This window comes from Rhizobium sp. FKY42, assembly GCF_005222835.1.
Lineage (GTDB): Bacteria > Pseudomonadota > Alphaproteobacteria > Rhizobiales > Rhizobiaceae > Neorhizobium.
The window spans coordinates 60,053-77,457 of sequence record NZ_STGA01000008.1 but is presented as its reverse complement, the minus strand read 5'-3'; the positions used below and the strand labels follow the sequence as shown (position 1 = coordinate 77,457).

The 17,405-nt window shown below is 54.7% G+C and carries 19 protein-coding genes; 9 read left to right on the top strand and 10 right to left on the bottom strand.

Going from position 1 to position 17,405, the window contains the following annotated elements:
- Positions 1-837 (bottom strand): cell envelope integrity EipB family protein, encoded by an 837-nt coding sequence (locus E8M78_RS04485; protein WP_137133915.1) that lies wholly within the window; start codon positions 835-837, stop codon positions 1-3.
- Positions 838-949: 112 nt separating this feature from the next.
- On the opposite strand from E8M78_RS04485, the gene E8M78_RS04480 reads away from it, so the two are divergent.
- The 4 genes from E8M78_RS04480 to E8M78_RS04465 are packed head-to-tail and all read left to right on the top strand — an operon-like array spanning position 950 to position 3,787.
- The gene (locus E8M78_RS04480) at positions 950-1,420 is read left to right on the top strand and encodes a RidA family protein (RefSeq protein WP_137133914.1); all 471 of its coding nucleotides are present in this window, start codon (positions 950-952) and stop codon (positions 1,418-1,420) included.
- 2 nt (positions 1,421-1,422) lie between these two features.
- Positions 1,423-2,139 (top strand): glycerophosphodiester phosphodiesterase, encoded by a 717-nt coding sequence (locus E8M78_RS04475; RefSeq protein ID WP_137134008.1) that lies wholly within the window; start codon positions 1,423-1,425, stop codon positions 2,137-2,139.
- 12 nt (positions 2,140-2,151) lie between these two features.
- Complete coding sequence (locus E8M78_RS04470) at positions 2,152-3,375, top strand: GNAT family N-acetyltransferase (protein ID WP_137133913.1); 1,224 nt, start codon at positions 2,152-2,154, stop codon at positions 3,373-3,375.
- Positions 3,365-3,787, top strand: coding sequence for an HIT family protein (locus tag E8M78_RS04465; protein ID WP_137133912.1), 423 nt, complete (start codon positions 3,365-3,367; stop codon positions 3,785-3,787). Before E8M78_RS04470 ends, E8M78_RS04465 begins: the two co-directional genes overlap by 11 nt.
- 110 nt (positions 3,788-3,897) lie before the next feature.
- Here E8M78_RS04465 and E8M78_RS04460 read toward each other — a convergent pair whose 3' ends face one another.
- The 8 genes from E8M78_RS04460 to E8M78_RS04425 form a co-directional block, all read right to left on the bottom strand.
- Positions 3,898-4,233 (bottom strand): AzlD domain-containing protein, encoded by a 336-nt coding sequence (locus tag E8M78_RS04460; protein WP_137133911.1) that lies wholly within the window; start codon positions 4,231-4,233, stop codon positions 3,898-3,900.
- Positions 4,230-5,000, bottom strand: a complete 771-nt coding sequence (locus E8M78_RS04455) for an AzlC family ABC transporter permease (protein ID WP_137133910.1) — start codon at positions 4,998-5,000, stop codon at positions 4,230-4,232. Before E8M78_RS04455 ends, E8M78_RS04460 begins: the two co-directional genes overlap by 4 nt.
- A gap of 149 nt (positions 5,001-5,149) precedes the next feature.
- Positions 5,150-7,663, bottom strand: coding sequence for an ATP-dependent Clp protease ATP-binding subunit ClpA (gene clpA, locus E8M78_RS04450; RefSeq protein ID WP_137133909.1), 2,514 nt, complete (start codon positions 7,661-7,663; stop codon positions 5,150-5,152).
- 9 nt (positions 7,664-7,672) lie between these two features.
- Positions 7,673-8,026, bottom strand: coding sequence for an ATP-dependent Clp protease adapter ClpS (clpS, locus tag E8M78_RS04445; RefSeq protein WP_137133908.1), 354 nt, complete (start codon positions 8,024-8,026; stop codon positions 7,673-7,675).
- 241 nt (positions 8,027-8,267) lie between these two features.
- Positions 8,268-8,618, bottom strand: a complete 351-nt coding sequence (locus E8M78_RS04440; protein ID WP_137133907.1) for a phasin family protein — start codon at positions 8,616-8,618, stop codon at positions 8,268-8,270.
- A gap of 223 nt (positions 8,619-8,841) precedes the next feature.
- A complete protein-coding gene (locus tag E8M78_RS04435) occupies positions 8,842-9,045 on the bottom strand; it encodes a DUF3126 family protein (protein ID WP_062554361.1) in 204 nt (67 codons plus the stop codon).
- A 91-nt stretch (positions 9,046-9,136) separates the two neighbouring features.
- On the bottom strand, positions 9,137-9,961 hold the full coding sequence (cysE, locus tag E8M78_RS04430; RefSeq protein ID WP_137133906.1) for a serine O-acetyltransferase: 825 nt from the start codon (positions 9,959-9,961) through the stop codon (positions 9,137-9,139).
- 74 nt (positions 9,962-10,035) lie between these two features.
- Positions 10,036-10,815, bottom strand: coding sequence for an alpha/beta fold hydrolase (locus E8M78_RS04425; RefSeq protein ID WP_137133905.1), 780 nt, complete (start codon positions 10,813-10,815; stop codon positions 10,036-10,038).
- Between the two features lie 153 nt (positions 10,816-10,968).
- On the opposite strand from E8M78_RS04425, the gene E8M78_RS04420 reads away from it, so the two are divergent.
- Both E8M78_RS04420 and E8M78_RS04415 read left to right on the top strand, forming a co-directional pair.
- A complete protein-coding gene (locus E8M78_RS04420) occupies positions 10,969-11,214 on the top strand; it encodes a zinc-finger domain-containing protein (RefSeq protein WP_137133904.1) in 246 nt (81 codons plus the stop codon).
- A 14-nt stretch (positions 11,215-11,228) separates the two neighbouring features.
- Complete coding sequence (locus E8M78_RS04415; protein WP_137133903.1) at positions 11,229-12,386, top strand: FAD-dependent oxidoreductase; 1,158 nt, start codon at positions 11,229-11,231, stop codon at positions 12,384-12,386.
- On the opposite strand, the gene E8M78_RS04410 is transcribed toward E8M78_RS04415, so the two are convergent.
- Positions 12,387-13,577: a cystathionine beta-lyase gene (locus E8M78_RS04410; protein WP_137133902.1), complete on the bottom strand. Its 1,191-nt coding sequence runs from the start codon at positions 13,575-13,577 to the stop codon at positions 12,387-12,389. It lies immediately after the preceding gene.
- A gap of 337 nt (positions 13,578-13,914) precedes the next feature.
- Between E8M78_RS04410 and E8M78_RS04405 the strand changes: the two genes are divergently transcribed.
- From E8M78_RS04405 to E8M78_RS04395, 3 genes are all read left to right on the top strand, one after another.
- Positions 13,915-14,937 carry an amino acid ABC transporter substrate-binding protein gene (locus E8M78_RS04405; RefSeq protein WP_170973315.1) on the top strand — a complete coding sequence of 341 codons (1,023 nt, stop codon included), beginning with the start codon at positions 13,915-13,917 and terminating at the stop codon, positions 14,935-14,937.
- A gap of 112 nt (positions 14,938-15,049) precedes the next feature.
- A complete protein-coding gene (locus E8M78_RS04400; protein ID WP_137133901.1) occupies positions 15,050-16,243 on the top strand; it encodes an amino acid ABC transporter permease in 1,194 nt (397 codons plus the stop codon).
- Between the two features lies 1 nt (position 16,244).
- Positions 16,245-17,399, top strand: coding sequence for an amino acid ABC transporter permease (locus E8M78_RS04395; protein WP_137133900.1), 1,155 nt, complete (start codon positions 16,245-16,247; stop codon positions 17,397-17,399).
- The last annotated feature ends 6 nt before the right edge of the window (positions 17,400-17,405 follow it).

Below are 17,405 nucleotides of genomic sequence, written 5' to 3'. Positions count from 1 at the left end.
TCAGTTGCATTTTTCCTGCGATGGCTTCCCCAGAACTTCAAGCTTCGAAAGCGTCCCGGAAAGCACGAAATCTCCATAATCCATGGTCAGGTCGCGCGTGATGCCGTTGTCGTAGAGCTTGAACGACATACGGTAGACAGGTGTAGAATCGGATCGGGCATCCTCGTTGTAATAGGCAATCGTGACCGGCCAGTACGGTGTTTTGGCAAATTCGCCGGCAAGCTGTGCTTCCTCGTCATCGGCCTTCGGCTGCTGCTGCGCGCCGACAATCGTGGACGTCAGCAGGCTCTTGTCGCCGTCTTCGGAGCCGTCAAAAACCCGCGCCTCGAAAAACCGCTTGCCCTGCTTGGCATGGTCGATGACCTCCAGCATGTGCTCCGTCGGAAACTGCGAAGGCGTCAGCGTCACATCCCGCTTGTCCGGCTTGGCAAGTGAGATCGCAAGATTGGTTTTCGCGTCAGTCGCCTCGCCGGTCACCTGCTTGTCCAGTTTTTCATCCGTGAAAGACTTGGTGTCGAAGCGGAATTGACGCGTTTTGATGTTCTCGAAGGTTGTCGTCTGCTGATCGGTAACGCGTTGCTCCTCGCCCGTGTCGATCTTGGTGACGAAGCGGAAATTGGTCGTGAACCCGCTGCAGGCCGAGCCCGTGAACTCGTAGACCATGCGCCCGAACATGCCTTCAATGCCGGATCGATCGGACAAGTCCTTCAGCTTCAGATCATAAACGGCACGATGGGGAACGAGCGAAAGTGCAGTTTCGACGCCAGCGTGAGCTGCCCCGGAAGCAAAGAGCAGGGTCGAGGCGTAAAAAACACCAGCGAGGTCGTAACGGTTCATCCACAATCTCCTATGGGACTCAGCCCACGATGTTATATGTACGCCACGATAGCAGTGCGTCTTTCATGTGTGACGGAATCGCGTCAATTTTACAATCAAACAGGAGAATGAAATGTCCGCAGCCATCGAAACACGGCTCAAGGATTTGGGAGTCGAATTGCCCGTAGCAGCCGCGCCAGCTGCGAACTACGTGCCATTCACGATAAGCGGCAACACTCTCTACATCTCGGGCCAATTGCCAATTGAAGGCGGAAAAATTGCAATAACCGGGCTTGTTGGCACTGAAGTTGACGTGCCGACAGCCCAGCGTGCGGCTGAACTTTGCGCTATCAACATTCTTGCCCAAGCCAAAGCCGCCTTGGGTGGAGATTTGAGCCGTATCCGGCAAGTGCTCAAGCTGAACGGCTTCATAGCCTCCGCGCCTGGCTTTGTTGAACAACATATCGTGATGAACGGCGCCTCCAATCTCATCGCCAACGTTCTGGGCGCGCCAGGCAAACATGCTCGGGCCGCCGTCGGCATGGCCGCCCTTCCCTTCAACGCCGCGGTCGAAATCGATGCCATCGTGGAAATTGAAGCATGAGCATGAACTCTGATTGGATCAAAGATATCCCTGTCGCCCATCGCGGGTTTCATGATCAGAACAGAAAAGTCTGGGAAAACACCCTGTCCGCATTCTCACGGGCGGTTGAAGCCAGTTTCGCCATTGAGTGCGATATCCAACTGTCTTCAGACAGCGTGCCTATGGTCTTTCATGACCACACGCTTGAACGCCTCTGCGGCATTTCAGGAGACGTGCGAGAAAAATCCGCGGCTGAGCTCGGTCTGTTGTCTGTTGGGGGAACCGGCGACAAGATTCCAAGACTGCGCCAGATGCTGGATCTCGTGAAGGGCAAAGTTCCCCTGGTTATTGAGCTGAAGGGTCGCACGGAAGAAGATGACGATGGATTTGCCGAAGCCGTTCTAGAGGTTTTGGAAGGCTATCAGGGCAAAGTGGCGTTGATGAGCTTCGATCATCATCTGCTTTTCGCGCTGAAACGCGCAGGATCCTCCTATCCGGTCGGCCTGACAGCGGAAGGGAATGATCCGGACAAGTTCTTCGAACATGATGAAGCCATGCAGGCTGGTCTGGACTTTATTTCCTACCATTGGTCACACTTGCCGAACAGTTTCGTTGATGCTCAACGAAGCCGCGGAATTCCCGTCATCACCTGGACGGTCAGGGATGAAAACGCGCGGGCGCATACCTATACTCATGCAGACCAGATGACATTCGAGGGTTTCGACCCACGAGAAAGCTGAAACGCTGCGTAAATGACTGAAGAAATCACCATCCGCGTCGAACGATCTTTCCAGAACATCGCTAGTGAGCAGTGGTCGCATTTGACAGGCGCTCGACGCGGAGGTGGCTCACCCTATAATCCATTCCTGTCTCACGCTTATCTCTCTTCCCTGGAAGAGTCTGGTTCGGCCACCGCAAAGACTGGCTGGCAGGGTCACCATCTGCTCCTCGAAGACGAGGCGGGAGTACTGCTAGGGGCGGTCCCTGCCTATCTGAAAAGCCATAGTCAGGGAGAATACGTATTCGATCACGGCTGGGCAGATGCCTTTGAGCGCGCCGGTGGTCGCTACTATCCCAAGCTCCAGTGTTCCATACCCTTCACCCCGGCCACCGGACCTCGCCTGTTGGCTCGCGACGGATCGTCAGCGGATGAGGTGCGATCCGCACTTGCTCAGGGTGTCGCTGCGGCCGCTCTGCAAACGGGGCTTTCTTCCGCCCATATCACGTTTCTGAGTGAGCGAGAGTTGCCATTCCTGGAGCAAGCCCGCTTTTTGCACAGGACCGATCAGCAATTTCACTTCATCAATCGTGGCTATTCAAATCACGATGAATTCCTGAATGAACTCTCGTCATCGAAGCGGAAGAACCTGCGCAAGGAACGCCGCGCTGCCGTGGAAAACGGCATCACCATCGAATGGTTGACGGGCTCGGATCTGACCGAAAATATTTGGGATCAGTTCTTCGCGTTCTACATGGATACCGGCAGCCGCAAATGGGGTCGGCCCTATCTTACGCGGCAGTTCTATTCGCTGATCGGTGAGCGAATGCCGGATTACATCCTGCTCGTCATGGCAAAACGGAATGGCCGCTATATCGCAGGTGCGATCAACTTTATTGGCGAGGACGCACTGTACGGTCGTCATTGGGGCTGCATCGAGGATCATCCGTTTCTGCATTTTGAAGTCTGCTATCACCAAGCGATCGATTTCGCTCTTGCCAAGGGATTGCAGCGGGTCGAGGCGGGTGCACAGGGAGAACACAAGCTTGCCCGCGGTTATCTGCCGGTTACCACGCATTCCTGCCACTTCATCGCCCATGCGGGTCTCAGACGCGCGATCGAAGACTATCTTGAAAGGGAGCGGCGCGAAGTGCAGTACGCTGGCGAGTATCTCAGTGAGCACAGCCCTTTCCGGAAGGGCGACCAATCTGAAAACAACCGCATAAACATCGGAAAGACAGACATAGATGACGTATGATCCAGACAACATCTTCAGCAAGATCATTGCCGGAACCATCCCCTCCCACAAGGTTTATGAGGACGACGATACGCTGGCTTTTATGGACGTCATGCCGCAGGCTCCGGGGCATCTTTTGGTGATCCCGAAGTCGGGCTCACGCAACCTGCTGGACGCAGACCCGGCAACGCTTTCCAAACTGGTTACGGTCGTTCAAAAGCTTGCCGTTGCTGCGAAAGAAGCTTTTGACGCAGACGGTGTGTTCATCGCGCAATTCAATGAGCCAGCTGCAGGACAAACGGTCTTTCACCTGCACTTTCACGTTATTCCCCGACATGAAGGGCAACCTTTGAAGCCACATACAGGCAAGATGGAGGACCAGGCGATTCTAGCAGACCACGCCGCCCGGATCCGTGCTGCGCTGAATAGCTGATTGCTCATGCTCGGGTCGTGCAAGGCGTTGCCCGAGCATACCGCATCACAGTCGACGGAATCCGAAATTTCGTCGAAACTTGTGCTCTTTGCCTTGATTGCTGTCCGTGTTCAGACGATCAACAGTCCGCTGACAAGACAAAAAAGCGCCACCACCACACAGACGATAACCCGCTGGCCTGCTATTAGAAAAGCAACGAAGCCAATTGCCACTGCCCCTGCCCGGAGCCAAAGCGGTGCATCAGCAATTGTGCCGGTGGGGAAGACAACCAGTTTTGCGGTCACCGCCATCACCAACGCGGTTGCAACGGCCCGTACCCATTGCAGGCCCTCGGAGTCTTCATCGAGCCGGTTTCCAACGACAACGCCGAGCCAGCGCCAGATATCCGTGGCCAGCCATCCAGCAACTGCGATAACGAGAAATGCCCACCACCAGTTCTCGGTCATGGCAGCTCCTCCCTTGGGTCCGCCTTTGAGGACTTGAACCTTCGATGCCTGATAAAGTAGCGATCAATTAGGTAAGCTGCCGTTCCTCCACCTATGCCCACATACAGAATGTCAAAGCGGGGCTCGATCATCGCCATCAGCGGTCCGCCAATGACACCGACAACAAAGGCGAGCTTGACGACAGAATGACGAGCGCTGGCCCAAATCGACGCGAAGAAATAAATCGGTGTCAGCATGAACAACGCGCCGGCCACAATGGGCGGAAATTGGGCGACAATTCCATAACAGACACCGACGATCACGCCGTTCAGTAGCGTCAGCGTTATTGCAAAGCCTCCGAAATAGGAGAGCCTGCGGTCTCGAGGTACGCTTTGCATGTGCTGCATGGCAAAGACCCACGAGGTTATCGCAACAAAATGCGACAGAAATAGAAGCAACCAGGTTGGACTTCGCTCATTGCGCATTTCCGGCATGATGGAGGCCACCATGGGCATCATACGGATGGAAGAGAGCGTCACCGCCAGGAAGCTTGCAGCAACGGGTGCACCGCTTGTCATCGTCCCGATCAAGATCATCTTGGCCGGTAACGCCCAGACAGACAGCGTCATGAATACAGCCTGCGTACGGCTAATCCCGGACTCCAGAGCGAAAGCACTGAAACCGACAAACGAAGTCATCAGGATCATGGCCGGGATGGAAAATATTCCGCGCATGCCAGTCACAAACCAGGCGGCATTGGAGCGGTACTCAATCGGGGAAGCTTGCATCAATCGTTTCCAGCGCTACGCCAGCAGAACCAAAGAGTGCTGGCGTAGGAATTGTGTCGACGCGGGGTGTCTAACACAACCCGCACGATTAGGTGATGCTGAAATTGAAAATGCCGGGGAAAATCCCCGGCATCGATAAACCTGTCGGATCACTTCTTTTTCGGAACCCTTGGCACCGTACTTCCTTTGCGCGGCTTGGAAGGTTCGTCCGTTATGACATCACCATCCTGCAGCTTTGGCTTTACCATCTTTTCCTTGCTGTCGGCTTTTGTGGATGCCTTGGCTTTTGCAGCTTTCTGCTTAGACGAGCCGCTGTCTTCAGTGGCCTCAACCTCCACTTCAGGCTTTGGCTTCACCGGCACGGCTTCAGGAATGGATTTGAGAACCAGACCATCCTTGCCGTCTTCCTTCTTGCCAACGGTGACTTCCACTACCCCGCCCTTGCGCAGAGCACCGAAGAGAATTTCATTCGCAAGCGGCTTTTTGATATGCTCCTGAATGACGCGAGATAGTGGGCGCGCACCCATGCGTTCGTCGTAGCCTTTCTCCGCCAGCCAAGCGATTGCGTCTTGATGCAGATCGAAGGTGACATTGCGCTCGGAAAGCTGACTTTCCAATTGCATGACGAACTTCTGAACGACCTGATGGATGACTTCCGTTGGCAGCGGCGCAAACGGTATGGTCGCATCGAGACGATTGCGGAATTCCGGCGTGAACAGTCGGTTTAGAGCTTCCTCATCCTCTCCGGTCCGCTTTGAAGAACCGAAACCGATCGCCGCTTTCGCCATTTCCGACGCGCCAGCGTTCGTCGTCATGATCAAAATCACATTGCGGAAGTCGATCTTCTTGCCGTTATGATCGGTCAGGGAACCGTGATCCATCACCTGCAACAGGATGTTGTAGATATCTGGATGCGCCTTTTCGATCTCATCCAGCAGGACGACCGAATGCGGGTGCTGATCGACCTGATCCGTCAACAGACCACCCTGATCGAAACCGACATAGCCGGGAGGCGCCCCAAGCAGGCGCGAAACCGTGTGGCGCTCCATATATTCCGACATATCGAAGCGGAGCAGTTCCACGCCGAGAGAAGCCGCCAACTGCTTGGCTACCTCCGTCTTGCCGACGCCTGTCGGGCCGGAAAAGACATAGGAACCAATCGGCTTGTTCGGCTCGCGCAAGCCCGCCCGCGCCAACTTGATTGCGGTTGCTAGCGCCTCGATCGCATTGTCCTGACCATAGACGACAGATCGCAACTCTTTCTCAAGGTTGGCAAGAACCGCCTCGTCATCCTTGGATACGGTCTTGGGCGGGATACGAGCCATCGTAGCAACGGTGGCCTCGATCTCCTTTTCCGTAATCAATTTGCGACGTTTCGATGCAGGCAGCAGCATTTGAGCTGCTCCAGTTTCATCAATAACGTCGATGGCCTTGTCCGGAAGCTTCCGGTCCGAGATGTAGCGAGCCGAAAGTTCAACCGCAGATTTAATCGCGTCGTTCGAATACCGGAGCTTGTGATACTCCTCGAAATAGGGCTTCAAGCCCTTCATGATCTCGATCGCATCCTCGATTGAGGGCTCATTGACATCAATCTTCTGGAAGCGCCGCACAAGCGCCCGATCTTTTTCAAAGAACTGCCGATATTCCTTGTAGGTCGTCGAGCCGATGCAGCGAATCGCACCCGAAGACAGGGCTGGCTTCAGCAGGTTGGAAGCATCCATAGCGCCGCCGGAGGTCGCACCGGCTCCGATTACCGTGTGGATCTCGTCGATAAACAACACGGCACCCGGATACTCTTCCAGTTCCTTGACGACCTGCTTCAATCTCTCTTCAAAATCACCACGGTAACGTGTGCCGGCAAGCAGCGTGCCCATATCCAGAGAGAATATGGTCGCATCAGCCAGAGCTTCAGGCACCTTACCTTCAACGATGCGCTTAGCCAGACCTTCCGCAATAGCAGTCTTGCCGACACCGGGATCGCCTACGTAAAGCGGGTTGTTTTTGGAACGGCGGCACAGAACCTGGATTGTACGGTTTACTTCCGAATGACGCCCGATCAACGGATCGATCCGGCCATTCTTTGCTTTTTCGTTTAAGTTGACGCAGTAGGCGGTTAGAGCATCCTGCGCCTTCTTTGCATTTCCCTCGTCCTGTTCACGACCGGGCTTAGCTTCCGCTTCCCCTTCTTCAGCGCCGCGAGGCGTGCGAACTTGAGATGATCCCGGACGCTTTCCTATCCCGTGGGAAATGTAGTTAACGGCATCATAGCGCGTCATCTCCTGCTCTTGCAGGAAGTACGCGGCATGGCTTTCCCGTTCAGCGAAAATCGCGACCAGCACGTTGGCGCCTGTCACTTCTTCACGGCCAGAGGATTGCACGTGAATGACGGCTCGCTGGATGACCCGCTGAAAGCCGGAGGTCGGCTTGGAGTCCTCATCATAGCCGGTTACGAGGTTTGCAAGATCGTTATCGATGTAGTCGGAGACGGTTTTGCGCAGAACGTCGAGGTTGACGTTGCAAGCACCCATAACGGCCGCCGCATCGGCATCATCGATCAACGCCAGCAACAGATGCTCCAGCGTTGCATATTCGTGGTGCCGCTCATTGGCGAAAGTCAGTGCCTGATGCAGCGCCTTTTCAAGACTAGGCGAAAAAGTTGGCACGTGGGTTCCTCATTTCTTTTCCATGACACATTGCAGCGGGTGCTGGTGCTGGCGGGCAAAATCCATGACTTGGCTTACCTTCGTCTCAGCAACCTCATATGTAAAGACACCACATTCGCCCACACCGTGATTGTGAACATGCAGCATGATGCGAGTGGCCGCTTCACGGTCTTTCTGGAAAAATCGCTCCAGAATGTGGATGACGAAATCCATTGGCGTGTAATCGTCATTCAGCAATAGAACGCGGTACAGATTGGGACGCTTCGTTTTGGGTTGGGTACGCGTGATAACAGACGTGCCGCGATTGGCCCGATTACCGTCTTCGTTTCCATCGTCCTGCATCAAGATCGGCTTTGCGATCATCTTTCATTCTTCCCCATTGTCTGGCGAATTCAGGCGTATCGTTCATCGAAACCAGACATCAGTCTTACATATTTAGTTCGCCGTGTCGGGATTTTAAGCCCCCTGAAATCCCATGCAATCACTATTCCTCGACCCGATCTGTGCACTATTCCAAAACTGGCTTGCCCAGACCTGAGCACAAACGAAAAAGCCGCCGCGAAGTGTCGCGACGGCCATAATAGGTATGATTCACTCGATCCGATTACAGGGTCGACTTTGTAAAGACGGATGTTGATTGGCTTGCCACCGCTTCCAATGGCTTTACGAGTGTCTTGCCCAGTTCGGAATAGAGTTCAGCCAACTTGCTGGTTTGCGCTACAGCCGTCTCATAGGAGGACTTCGCGAAGTTGGTCTGCAACTCGAGAGCTGCTTCGATGGTGCGGACGCCGATCAACTGCTCAAAATAGGATGTCGCGTCCTGCACGTATTTGCGCGAAAACTCGCCCGTCTCCGTCGCGATCGCCTGCCAACCCTTCGCAACCTCGGAATAGCTCTTCAAAACGCCATCGACAGCTTCCTTGCTCTTACGATTGGCTTCTTCGATATTCAACATTTCCCACCTCCTTCAATGAATTGAGCCCAAAGTGAATTATTCTGCACTGCAAAAGTCAAGGCAAAACTCTTCGCAGATGCGAAATGAGAGCCCTAAGAGCAAAAAAAGAGCGGGCATTGATGCCCGCCGCAGTCTCCACCTAGGATAAGTATGACTAGAAATTAAATTCAACCCAGGGACGGGAAGCAATTTGGTCCTCAGTCAAACTCGAATCAACGCCGCATCAAAGATCGACGTCGAGGATCGCCATCGAGAAATTATAGGAGCGGTCATCGTCTTCATCATCGACATAGACCACACCAAGAAACTCGTCACCCGCATAGACTTCAGCTGAGTCATCCTTGCGCGGGCGCGCCTTGACCGACATGGAGGGGTTGAAGACCCGCTTGAAGTAGGCGTCGAGTTTCTTGATTTCGTCAGCTTTCACCGGTCATTCTCCGTCGTGTTCATTAAGGCTGCGGGCTTTTGGCACGGGAAACCGACGAAAGTAAAGACAGTTCCGTTCACCGGCAGAGATCCTAGTCCTCACCAGATAGCATCTGGTTCATCACTCGGGACGGTTCGGAGCAACCCGCCTCCCCCACCACCTTGGCAGGCACGCCAGCGACGGTAGAATTGGCCGGAACCGATTTCAGAACGACTGATCCCGCAGCGACACGAGAGCAATTCCCGACCTCGATATTGCCGAGGATTTTTGCGCCTGCGCCAATCAGAACGCCGTGCCGGATCTTTGGATGGCGGTCCGCACCTTCCTTCCCCGTTCCACCCAGCGTCACCCCGTGAAGGATCGAGACATTGTCGCCGATCACAGCAGTCTCGCCGACCACAAGCCCCGTGGCATGATCAAGGAAAATTCCCTTGCCGATGCGCGCGGCCGGGTTGATATCAGTCTGGAAAATACTGGAAGCCCGGCTCTGGAGGTAAAGCGCGAAGTCGCGACGGTCTCGCCTCAACAACCAATGCGCCAGCCTGTGGGTCTGGATCGCATGAAATCCTTTGAAATAGAGAACCGGCTCAAGAAACCGCGTGCACGCCGGATCTCGATCGTAATAGGCTTGAATATCGACGCGCACGATGGAGCCCCATTCAGGCCAATCCAGCATCATTTCCTCGAAGGTCTGACGCAGAAGAACGGCCTTGACGTCGGCATGGTCCAGCCGCTCGCAGATGCGGTGAATAACGCATTCTTCCAGCGTGCGGTGGTTCAGCACGGTCGAATAAATAAAGGCCGCCAGAAGAGGGTCACGCTCCGCCGCGATGGCTGCTTCAGACTTCAGGGTGTCCCAGATGGGATCTACCGAGGCGACCTGGTCGTTTGAGCGGATTTCAGTGAGAGCAACCATGTGAGCCAACCCCTATCGATGGATCTACTATATAGAATATCGGGTAAGAAAACCACCCAAGGCCATTACGGCCTTCACCCGATCTCTTTATAGAAATCAAGCACCGCAGCTTTGAAGATGCGGTCGCCGACGGCAAGCATATGATCCCGGTTGGGAATATCGAGCGCCCGCGCATTCGGCATCAGATCGGCTAGCTCGTGTGGCGAACCGGCAATATCATCCTTGGTCCCCACCCCGATGAGCGTTGGCACCTTGATCGACGCCACGGCGGCCCTATCGACAAGGTCTCGCGATCCTCTGATACAGGAAGCAAGCGCTGTTCGGTCACTCTTTGTCTGATCGGCAAACGCACGAAACATCTTACCACGTTCATGCGTGATCGCATCGGGTTCGGGCGCAAGCAATGCATCGGCAATGGGATCCCAATCTCCCACGCCATCCGTTAATCCGATCCCGAGGCCGCCAAGCACCAGGGATTTCAGTCTCGGCTGATGATTAAGCGCAGCGAAGGTCGAGATCCGGGCACCCATCGAATAGCCCATGAAATGAGCCGCTTCGATTTCGAGGTGATCAAGAAGAGCAACCGCATCAGTCGCCATGATCCAGGGGCGATAGGCCTCCGGATCGAGCGGCTTGTCACTGGCGCCATGGCCGCGATTGTCCAGTGCGATCACTCGGTAGCCCGCCTCCTCGAGGGTCTTCAGCCATCCAGGATAAACCCAGTTCACATTCGCACTCGAAGCAAAGCCATGAATGAGAATCACGGTCTCCGCATCATGCGGCCCCTCATCGAAATAGGCTATCGAAAGACCGTCATGCGAAAAGCGGGTAAAGCTGGGTGTATTGAGGTTCATCAAGAAATTTCCTATTGGGGCCGGAACATAGGCGCAAATACCTGTCAATTCCAAGAGAGGACACAGGAATTTAAGCTCAATAAGGCTTTCCCTCTACACAATCTGCTGCGGCATGGATAATGTCCCGGCAACAGAAAGACGTTGGAGACTATCATGGCCGGTCACGGTATCCCTCATTTCCAGAACGACGGCGGGCATCGGGTCATTGAAGTGGGCGTGAAGGAATTCATGTGCACGGGCGCTAATGTGCCGTTCGATCATCCGCATATCTATATCGACATGGGCGATGAGAACGAAAAGGTATGTTCGTATTGTTCTACACTTTATCGCTATAACTCGTCCCTGAAATCCGGCGAAACGATCCCCGCTGGCTGCGTGTTCCACGTCAAGGCAGCCTGACTTTAGCAGAACCCATGACTATAAAGACCGCCGCAATCATTGGTGCTGGCATGGCTGGCCTGACTGCGGCGCTCGCGCTTGCACGGCGCGGCGTTCATGTACACGTGCTTGAACAGGCACCATATCTGGCAGAAGTTGGAGCCGGGCTTCAGATATCGCCGAACGCATCGCGCATACTGGATCGGCTGGGTATCTTGCCGGAACTGGAAACGGTGTGGACTGAGCCGGATCGAGTGTCGCTGAACTCCGGAAAGACATTGAGATTGCTGGGGCAGGTCCCCGTCGGTCAATCCGCTCGTCAGAGATGGAAGGCGCCTTATGGCGTGTTGCATCGATCCACCTTGCAGAATGCTCTTCGCGATGCCTGCAATGCTCAGGAAAACTGCACAATCTACCTCGGCAACCGCATTGATGGAGCCGTTGCGAAACAAATATGCGATGTGATTGGAATGAATGCCGATCTCATTATCGGCGCTGATGGCGTCTGGTCTGCTGTGCGCGATACGATCGACAAATCGCCGGAGCCAGACTTTTCCGGCAATATCGCGTGGCGCTTTACCATTCCCTACTCAGAAGCACCGGATTTTATCGACAAGAGAAGCGTGCAGGCTTTCCTTGGGCGTTCGGCTCATGCCGTATGCTATCCGCTTCGTGAGGTTCAGCAGTTCAACATTGTTGCCATTGCCGCTGGCGTCTCGCCTGGTCACACCTGGAGCGCTCACTCAACGCCCGATCAAAAGAAGCTTTTGTTGGCAGAGTTCAAGGAGTGGCATCCAGCTTTCCGGCACCTTTTGACAACAGCAGAAGATCCACGTTTCTGGCCCCTCTATCAACTGGGCGACGGCGCTTGGACCGATCACGTCTCGAAAGTTCTGATCGGTGATGCGGCGCACGCGATGATGCCGTTTGCGGCGCAAGGCGCTGCCATGGCCATCGAAGATGCGTGGGAACTGGCGCAAGCGGCGACAACGCTGCCGCTTGCATCAGCCCTGAGCCAATTCGAGGGTTCCCGCAAGCGACGTGCTGCGAAAGTAAAGGCACGGGGTGACTTCAATCGTTTCGTCTACCATGCCAGCGGACCGATTCGGCTTGGACGGGACCTGGTCCTGTCGTTGCGTCCGCCGCAATCACTGGCGGCAGACCTTGATTGGCTTTACGGCTACGGCGCCTGATCAAACCGCCGCTGCGGCTCTGAACCCCACTTCCAGGTCCCTCTTCAGATCTTCGATGTTTTCAAGGCCTATCTGAAGACGAATCACAGGTCCGGCCGAAGGCGCTTTTCGGATTGTCCGGTCGTTGAGATTCACATGCAGCGCCAGGCTCTCGTAACCTCCCCAGGAATAGCCAAGACCGAACAGGGACAAGGCATTCAGAAAAGCATGGGCTTTTGGCTTGAACCGATCGGGCGTGGCCGCCTTCAGCACAAAGGAAAAGACACCGGACGCCCCCTTGAAATCACGCTTCCAGATCTCGTGTCCCGGAAAACTTTCGAGACCAGGATGCAGAACGCATTCGACTGCATCCATGCTTTCAAGCCAACGTGCAACAGAAAGCGCGCTGTTCTGATGGTGGTCGAGCCTGACCGCCATGGAGCGCAAGCCCCGCAGAATCAGATAGGAATCTTCAGGTGCGCCGCAGATGCCGAGTGTGGTCTGCGCCTCCAGGAGCCGAGGCCAGGCGGCTGCATTTGCAGATACAGAACCCATCACGATATCGGAATGACCAGACGGATATTTGGTCGTCGCATGAATTGACACATCGACCCCAAAATCCAGCGGACGGAAATAGAGCGGCGTTGCCCATGTATTGTCCATCGTCACGATGCAATGATGCCGATGGGCAGAATCCGAAATCGCGCGAATGTCTTGCATCTCGAAGGTGTTCGAGGCTGGAGCCTCCGTATGCACCAGGCGCGTGTTCGGTCGAATAAGCCCTTCAATGCCGGCGCCGATTTCAGGATCGTAATATTCAACCTCGATACCCAGACGCTTCAGCATCGTGTCGCAGAAATGACGGCACGGTCCATAGACGGAATCGACAATGAGCGCATGATCTCCCGCAGAGAGAAATGCAAGGAAAGGAACGGTGATCGCCGCGAGGCCAGAGGCAACGAGAACCGTCCCGGCAGCCCCTTCCAACGCGTTCAACGCCTCGCATAGAGCGTCAGTCGTCGGAGTTCCACGGGTTCCGTACGTGTACTTCTGGTTGCGACTCTCCATCGTCGCGCAGTCAGGAAACAGCACTGTCGACCCGCGAACGATCGGCGGATTAACGAAGCCGTGAAAACTGTGCGGGTCATTTCCGAGATGAACCAGCCGGGTACTAATACCCAATGTGTCAGATTCTGCTTTATTTCTACTCATGAAACCTGAAGCTTTCTAATATGATAGCCACATCATTGTCGCTATCCACAGGTGCCACGTCAACATACGAATACGCTTACTGAAGTCATGCAAAATTGCGATGGATGCTGGCCGAATAAGAGGCAGTGCCTGCGCAAAAACGCACAACCAGCCTAATATATCAGCAGCCCAGCGAAATTTGTCGAATTTTAGGCGCTAATATAAAGTGTGAGACTTGACCCTCGCGAAGATTTCCGACTGTGATAGGCGCGGCTCGCTTCGGGAGGCCTTACGAGCCGATCCTGCGCTCTGGCACGGGATAAATATGCTAAAAAACAAACAGACAAAGGTTGGGAAAATGAAAAAGACAATTCTGTCAGCCGCGATTGGCGCGGCAGTCCTGGGCGCTGCCTCGGCTGCATCCGCTGCCACGCTCGCCGATGTGAAGGCCAAGGGCTTTGTAACCTGCGGCGGTAGCCAGGGTATCCCGGGCTTCTCCAGCCCGAACGACAAGGGTGAATGGTCGGGTATCGATATTGACTACTGCAAAGGCATTGCCGCTGCCGTTTTCGGCGATGCAACAAAGTTCAAGATCGTTGCTCTCTCCAGTAAGGACCGTTTCCCTGCGCTGCAGTCGGGCGAAGTTGATGTGCTGACTCGCAACACGACATGGACGATCAGCCGCGACTCGTCGCTCGGCTTCAACTTCCGCACCGTCAACTACTATGACGGCCAGGGTTTCCTCGCTAAGAAGAGCCTGAACGTAAAGTCTGCACTCGAACTGTCCGGCGCCGCTGTTTGCGTGCAACAGGGTACAACAACCGAATTGAACCTCGCCGATTACTTCAAGGCCAACAACCTGAAGTACAACCCCGTTGTTTTCGAAAAGGAAGCTGACGCAACCAGCGCCTACGACTCCGGCCGTTGCGACGTCTACACGACCGACCAGTCCGGCCTGTACGCTATCCGCCTGAAGCTGAAGAACCCGGATGAAAACGAAGTTCTTCCAGAAGTTATTTCGAAGGAGCCCCTCGGTCCGGCTGTGCGCCAGGGTGATGATCAGTGGTTCGACGTCGTTTCCTGGGTTCACTACGCAATGGTGAGCGCTGAAGAATTCGGCATCACGTCCAAGAACGTCGACGACATGAAGAAGTCCGGCGGACCTGACATCAAGCGTCTGCTTGGCGCAGAAGAAGGCTCCAAGATTGGTACGGATCTGGGTCTTACCAACGATTGGGCTTACAACATCATCAAGCAGGTTGGTAACTACGGCGAAGTCTTCGAACGCAACGTCGGCCCGACCAGCCCGCTCAAGATCAAGCGCGGCATTAATGCGCTCTGGACGAAGGGCGGTCTCCAGTACGCACCGCCGATTCGCTAGTTGGCACAAAAATTGAAACAAATACCGAAGGCGGGGTCATCTCCGCCTTCGGCTTAAACAATTCCCGTAAAGGGCAAAAAGCTCAAAAGAGCATGTAAGAGGGAAAATACCCATGGCAGGCGACGCGCTCAGCTCAGGGAAACCTCGAAAGAGTTTTTCTTCGCTGATTTATGACCCGCAAGCGCGCGGAATATTTTACCAGGTCGTAACAGTGGCATCTGTTGCCCTGTTCGTTTGGATTATCACCCAGAACACGATCAACAATCTCGAAAAAGCCAATATTGCATCTGGTTTCGGCTTCCTGCAGGGGCGAGCAGGTTTCGACATCGGGCAGCAGGCTATCCAATACAACAGCGACTCGACGTACGGTCGTGCCCTACTGGTGGGTCTGCTGAATACGCTGCAAGTAGCGTTCTTCGGTATCATCACCGCGACAATTCTCGGCTTCCTGATTGGTATCGCACGCTTGTCCCACAACTGGCTTTTGGCGAAGCTGGCTCAGACCTACGTGGAGATCTTTCGCAATCTTCCACCCCTTCTGGTCATCTTCTTTTGGTACAAGGGGGTTATCACAATTCTACCGCAGGCGCGTGATTCCGTTGCGCTGCCACTCGGCGGTTTCCTCAACAATCGTGGCCTGTTCTTCCCGAAGGCTATCTGGGGCGAAGGCTCATGGATGATTGTTGCGGCCCTCGGTGTTGCGATCGTCGCTTCCATCGCTATTGTCAAATGGGCACGTGCGCGACAGGCAAGTACCGGTCAGCAGTTCAGGTCGGGATGGACCTCTCTTGGCCTCATCATCCTGCTCCCGGTCGCTACCTTCCTTGCTATTGGCGCGCCGTTGACTTTCGACTACCCCGTTGCTGGTCGCTTCAATTTGTCTGGCGGCACCAGTATCGGACCTGAATTCATCTCGCTCTATCTGGCTTTGTCCTTCTACACAGCCTCGTTCATTGCAGAAATCGTTCGCGGCGGCATAAAGGCGGTACCGAAGGGTCAGACAGAAGCTGCCAACGCTCTTGGTCTGCGTGCCAACATCATTACGCGCCTTGTCGTTGTTCCGCAGGCGATGCGGATCATCATTCCGCCACTGACAAGCCAATTCCTGAACCTTACTAAAAACTCGTCGCTGGCTGTTGCGGTTGGTTTCGCTGACATCGTTGCGGTTGGTGGGACCATGCTGAACCAGACAGGTCAGGCGGTTGAAATCGTCGCGATCTGGCTGGTGATCTATCTGTCACTCTCGCTGACGACAGCGCTGTTCATGAACTGGTTCAACGCCAAGATGGCATTGGTGGAGAGATAAGATGGCGAATGTCGATTTTACCTACGTTCGTAAGGAAATGGTCGCCGCGCGCGAAGCGCCATCGAATGCAAAAGGCATTGGCCATTGGCTGAAGGTCAATCTGTTCGCGACTCCCCGCGATATCATCTTCTCCATTGTTGCTATTGCATTACTGGCCTACATTCTTCCTTCCATTTTCCGCTTCGTCTTCATCGATGCGGTCTGGACCGGCGAAAACCGTACAGCCTGCACGACAGTGTCGCAGGGCGGTGCTTTGCCAGATGGTCAATATGGTGCCTGCTGGGCTTTCGTTTCGGCGAAGTTCGAGCAGTTTATCTTCGGTCGCTATCCGCTTGAGGAACGCTGGCGTCCAATCACCGTTATGGTTGCCTTCACGCTTCTCCTGATCCCGATGCTTATCCCCAAAGCACCTTTCAAGGGTTGGAATGCGTTGGCGCTGTTCATCATTCTGCCAACCGTATCATTCTTCCTTCTGACGGGCGGATTTGGTCTGCCTTATGTCGAAACGCAACTGTGGGGCGGCCTCATGGTCACCCTGATACTGTCGTTCTTCGGGATAACGGTATCCCTGCCCTTTGGTATTCTTCTGGCTCTGGGAAGACGGTCGAACCTACCGGCCATCAAGATGCTTTGCATCCTGTTCATCGAGGTCGTTCGTGGCATACCGTTGATCACGGTTCTGTTCTTTGCCAGCGTTATGCTGCCATTGTTCCTGCCGGATGGCTGGACATTCGACAAGCTGCTCCGCGCCTTGATCGGTGTTTCGATCTTCGCATCAGCCTACATGGCGGAAGTGGTGCGTGGGGGTCTGCAGGCTATGCCACGCGGACAATATGAGGGTGCCGACTCGCTCGGCCTGAGCTACTGGCAGAAGACACGCCTTGTCATCCTGCCGCAGGCTCTGAAGCTGGTCATCCCGGGCATCGTCAACACTTTCATCGGCCTGTTCAAGGACACATCGCTGGTTTCCATCATCGGCATGTTCGACTTGCTCGGCATCGTAAACCTCAACCAGTCTGACCCGAATTGGGCAACACCTGTGACGCCTGTGACCGGTTATCTGTTTGCTGGCTTCGTGTTCTGGATCTTCTGCTTCGGGATGTCTCGCTATTCGCTCTTCATGGAGCGTCATCTCGATACCGGTCACAAGCGTTAATAGGAG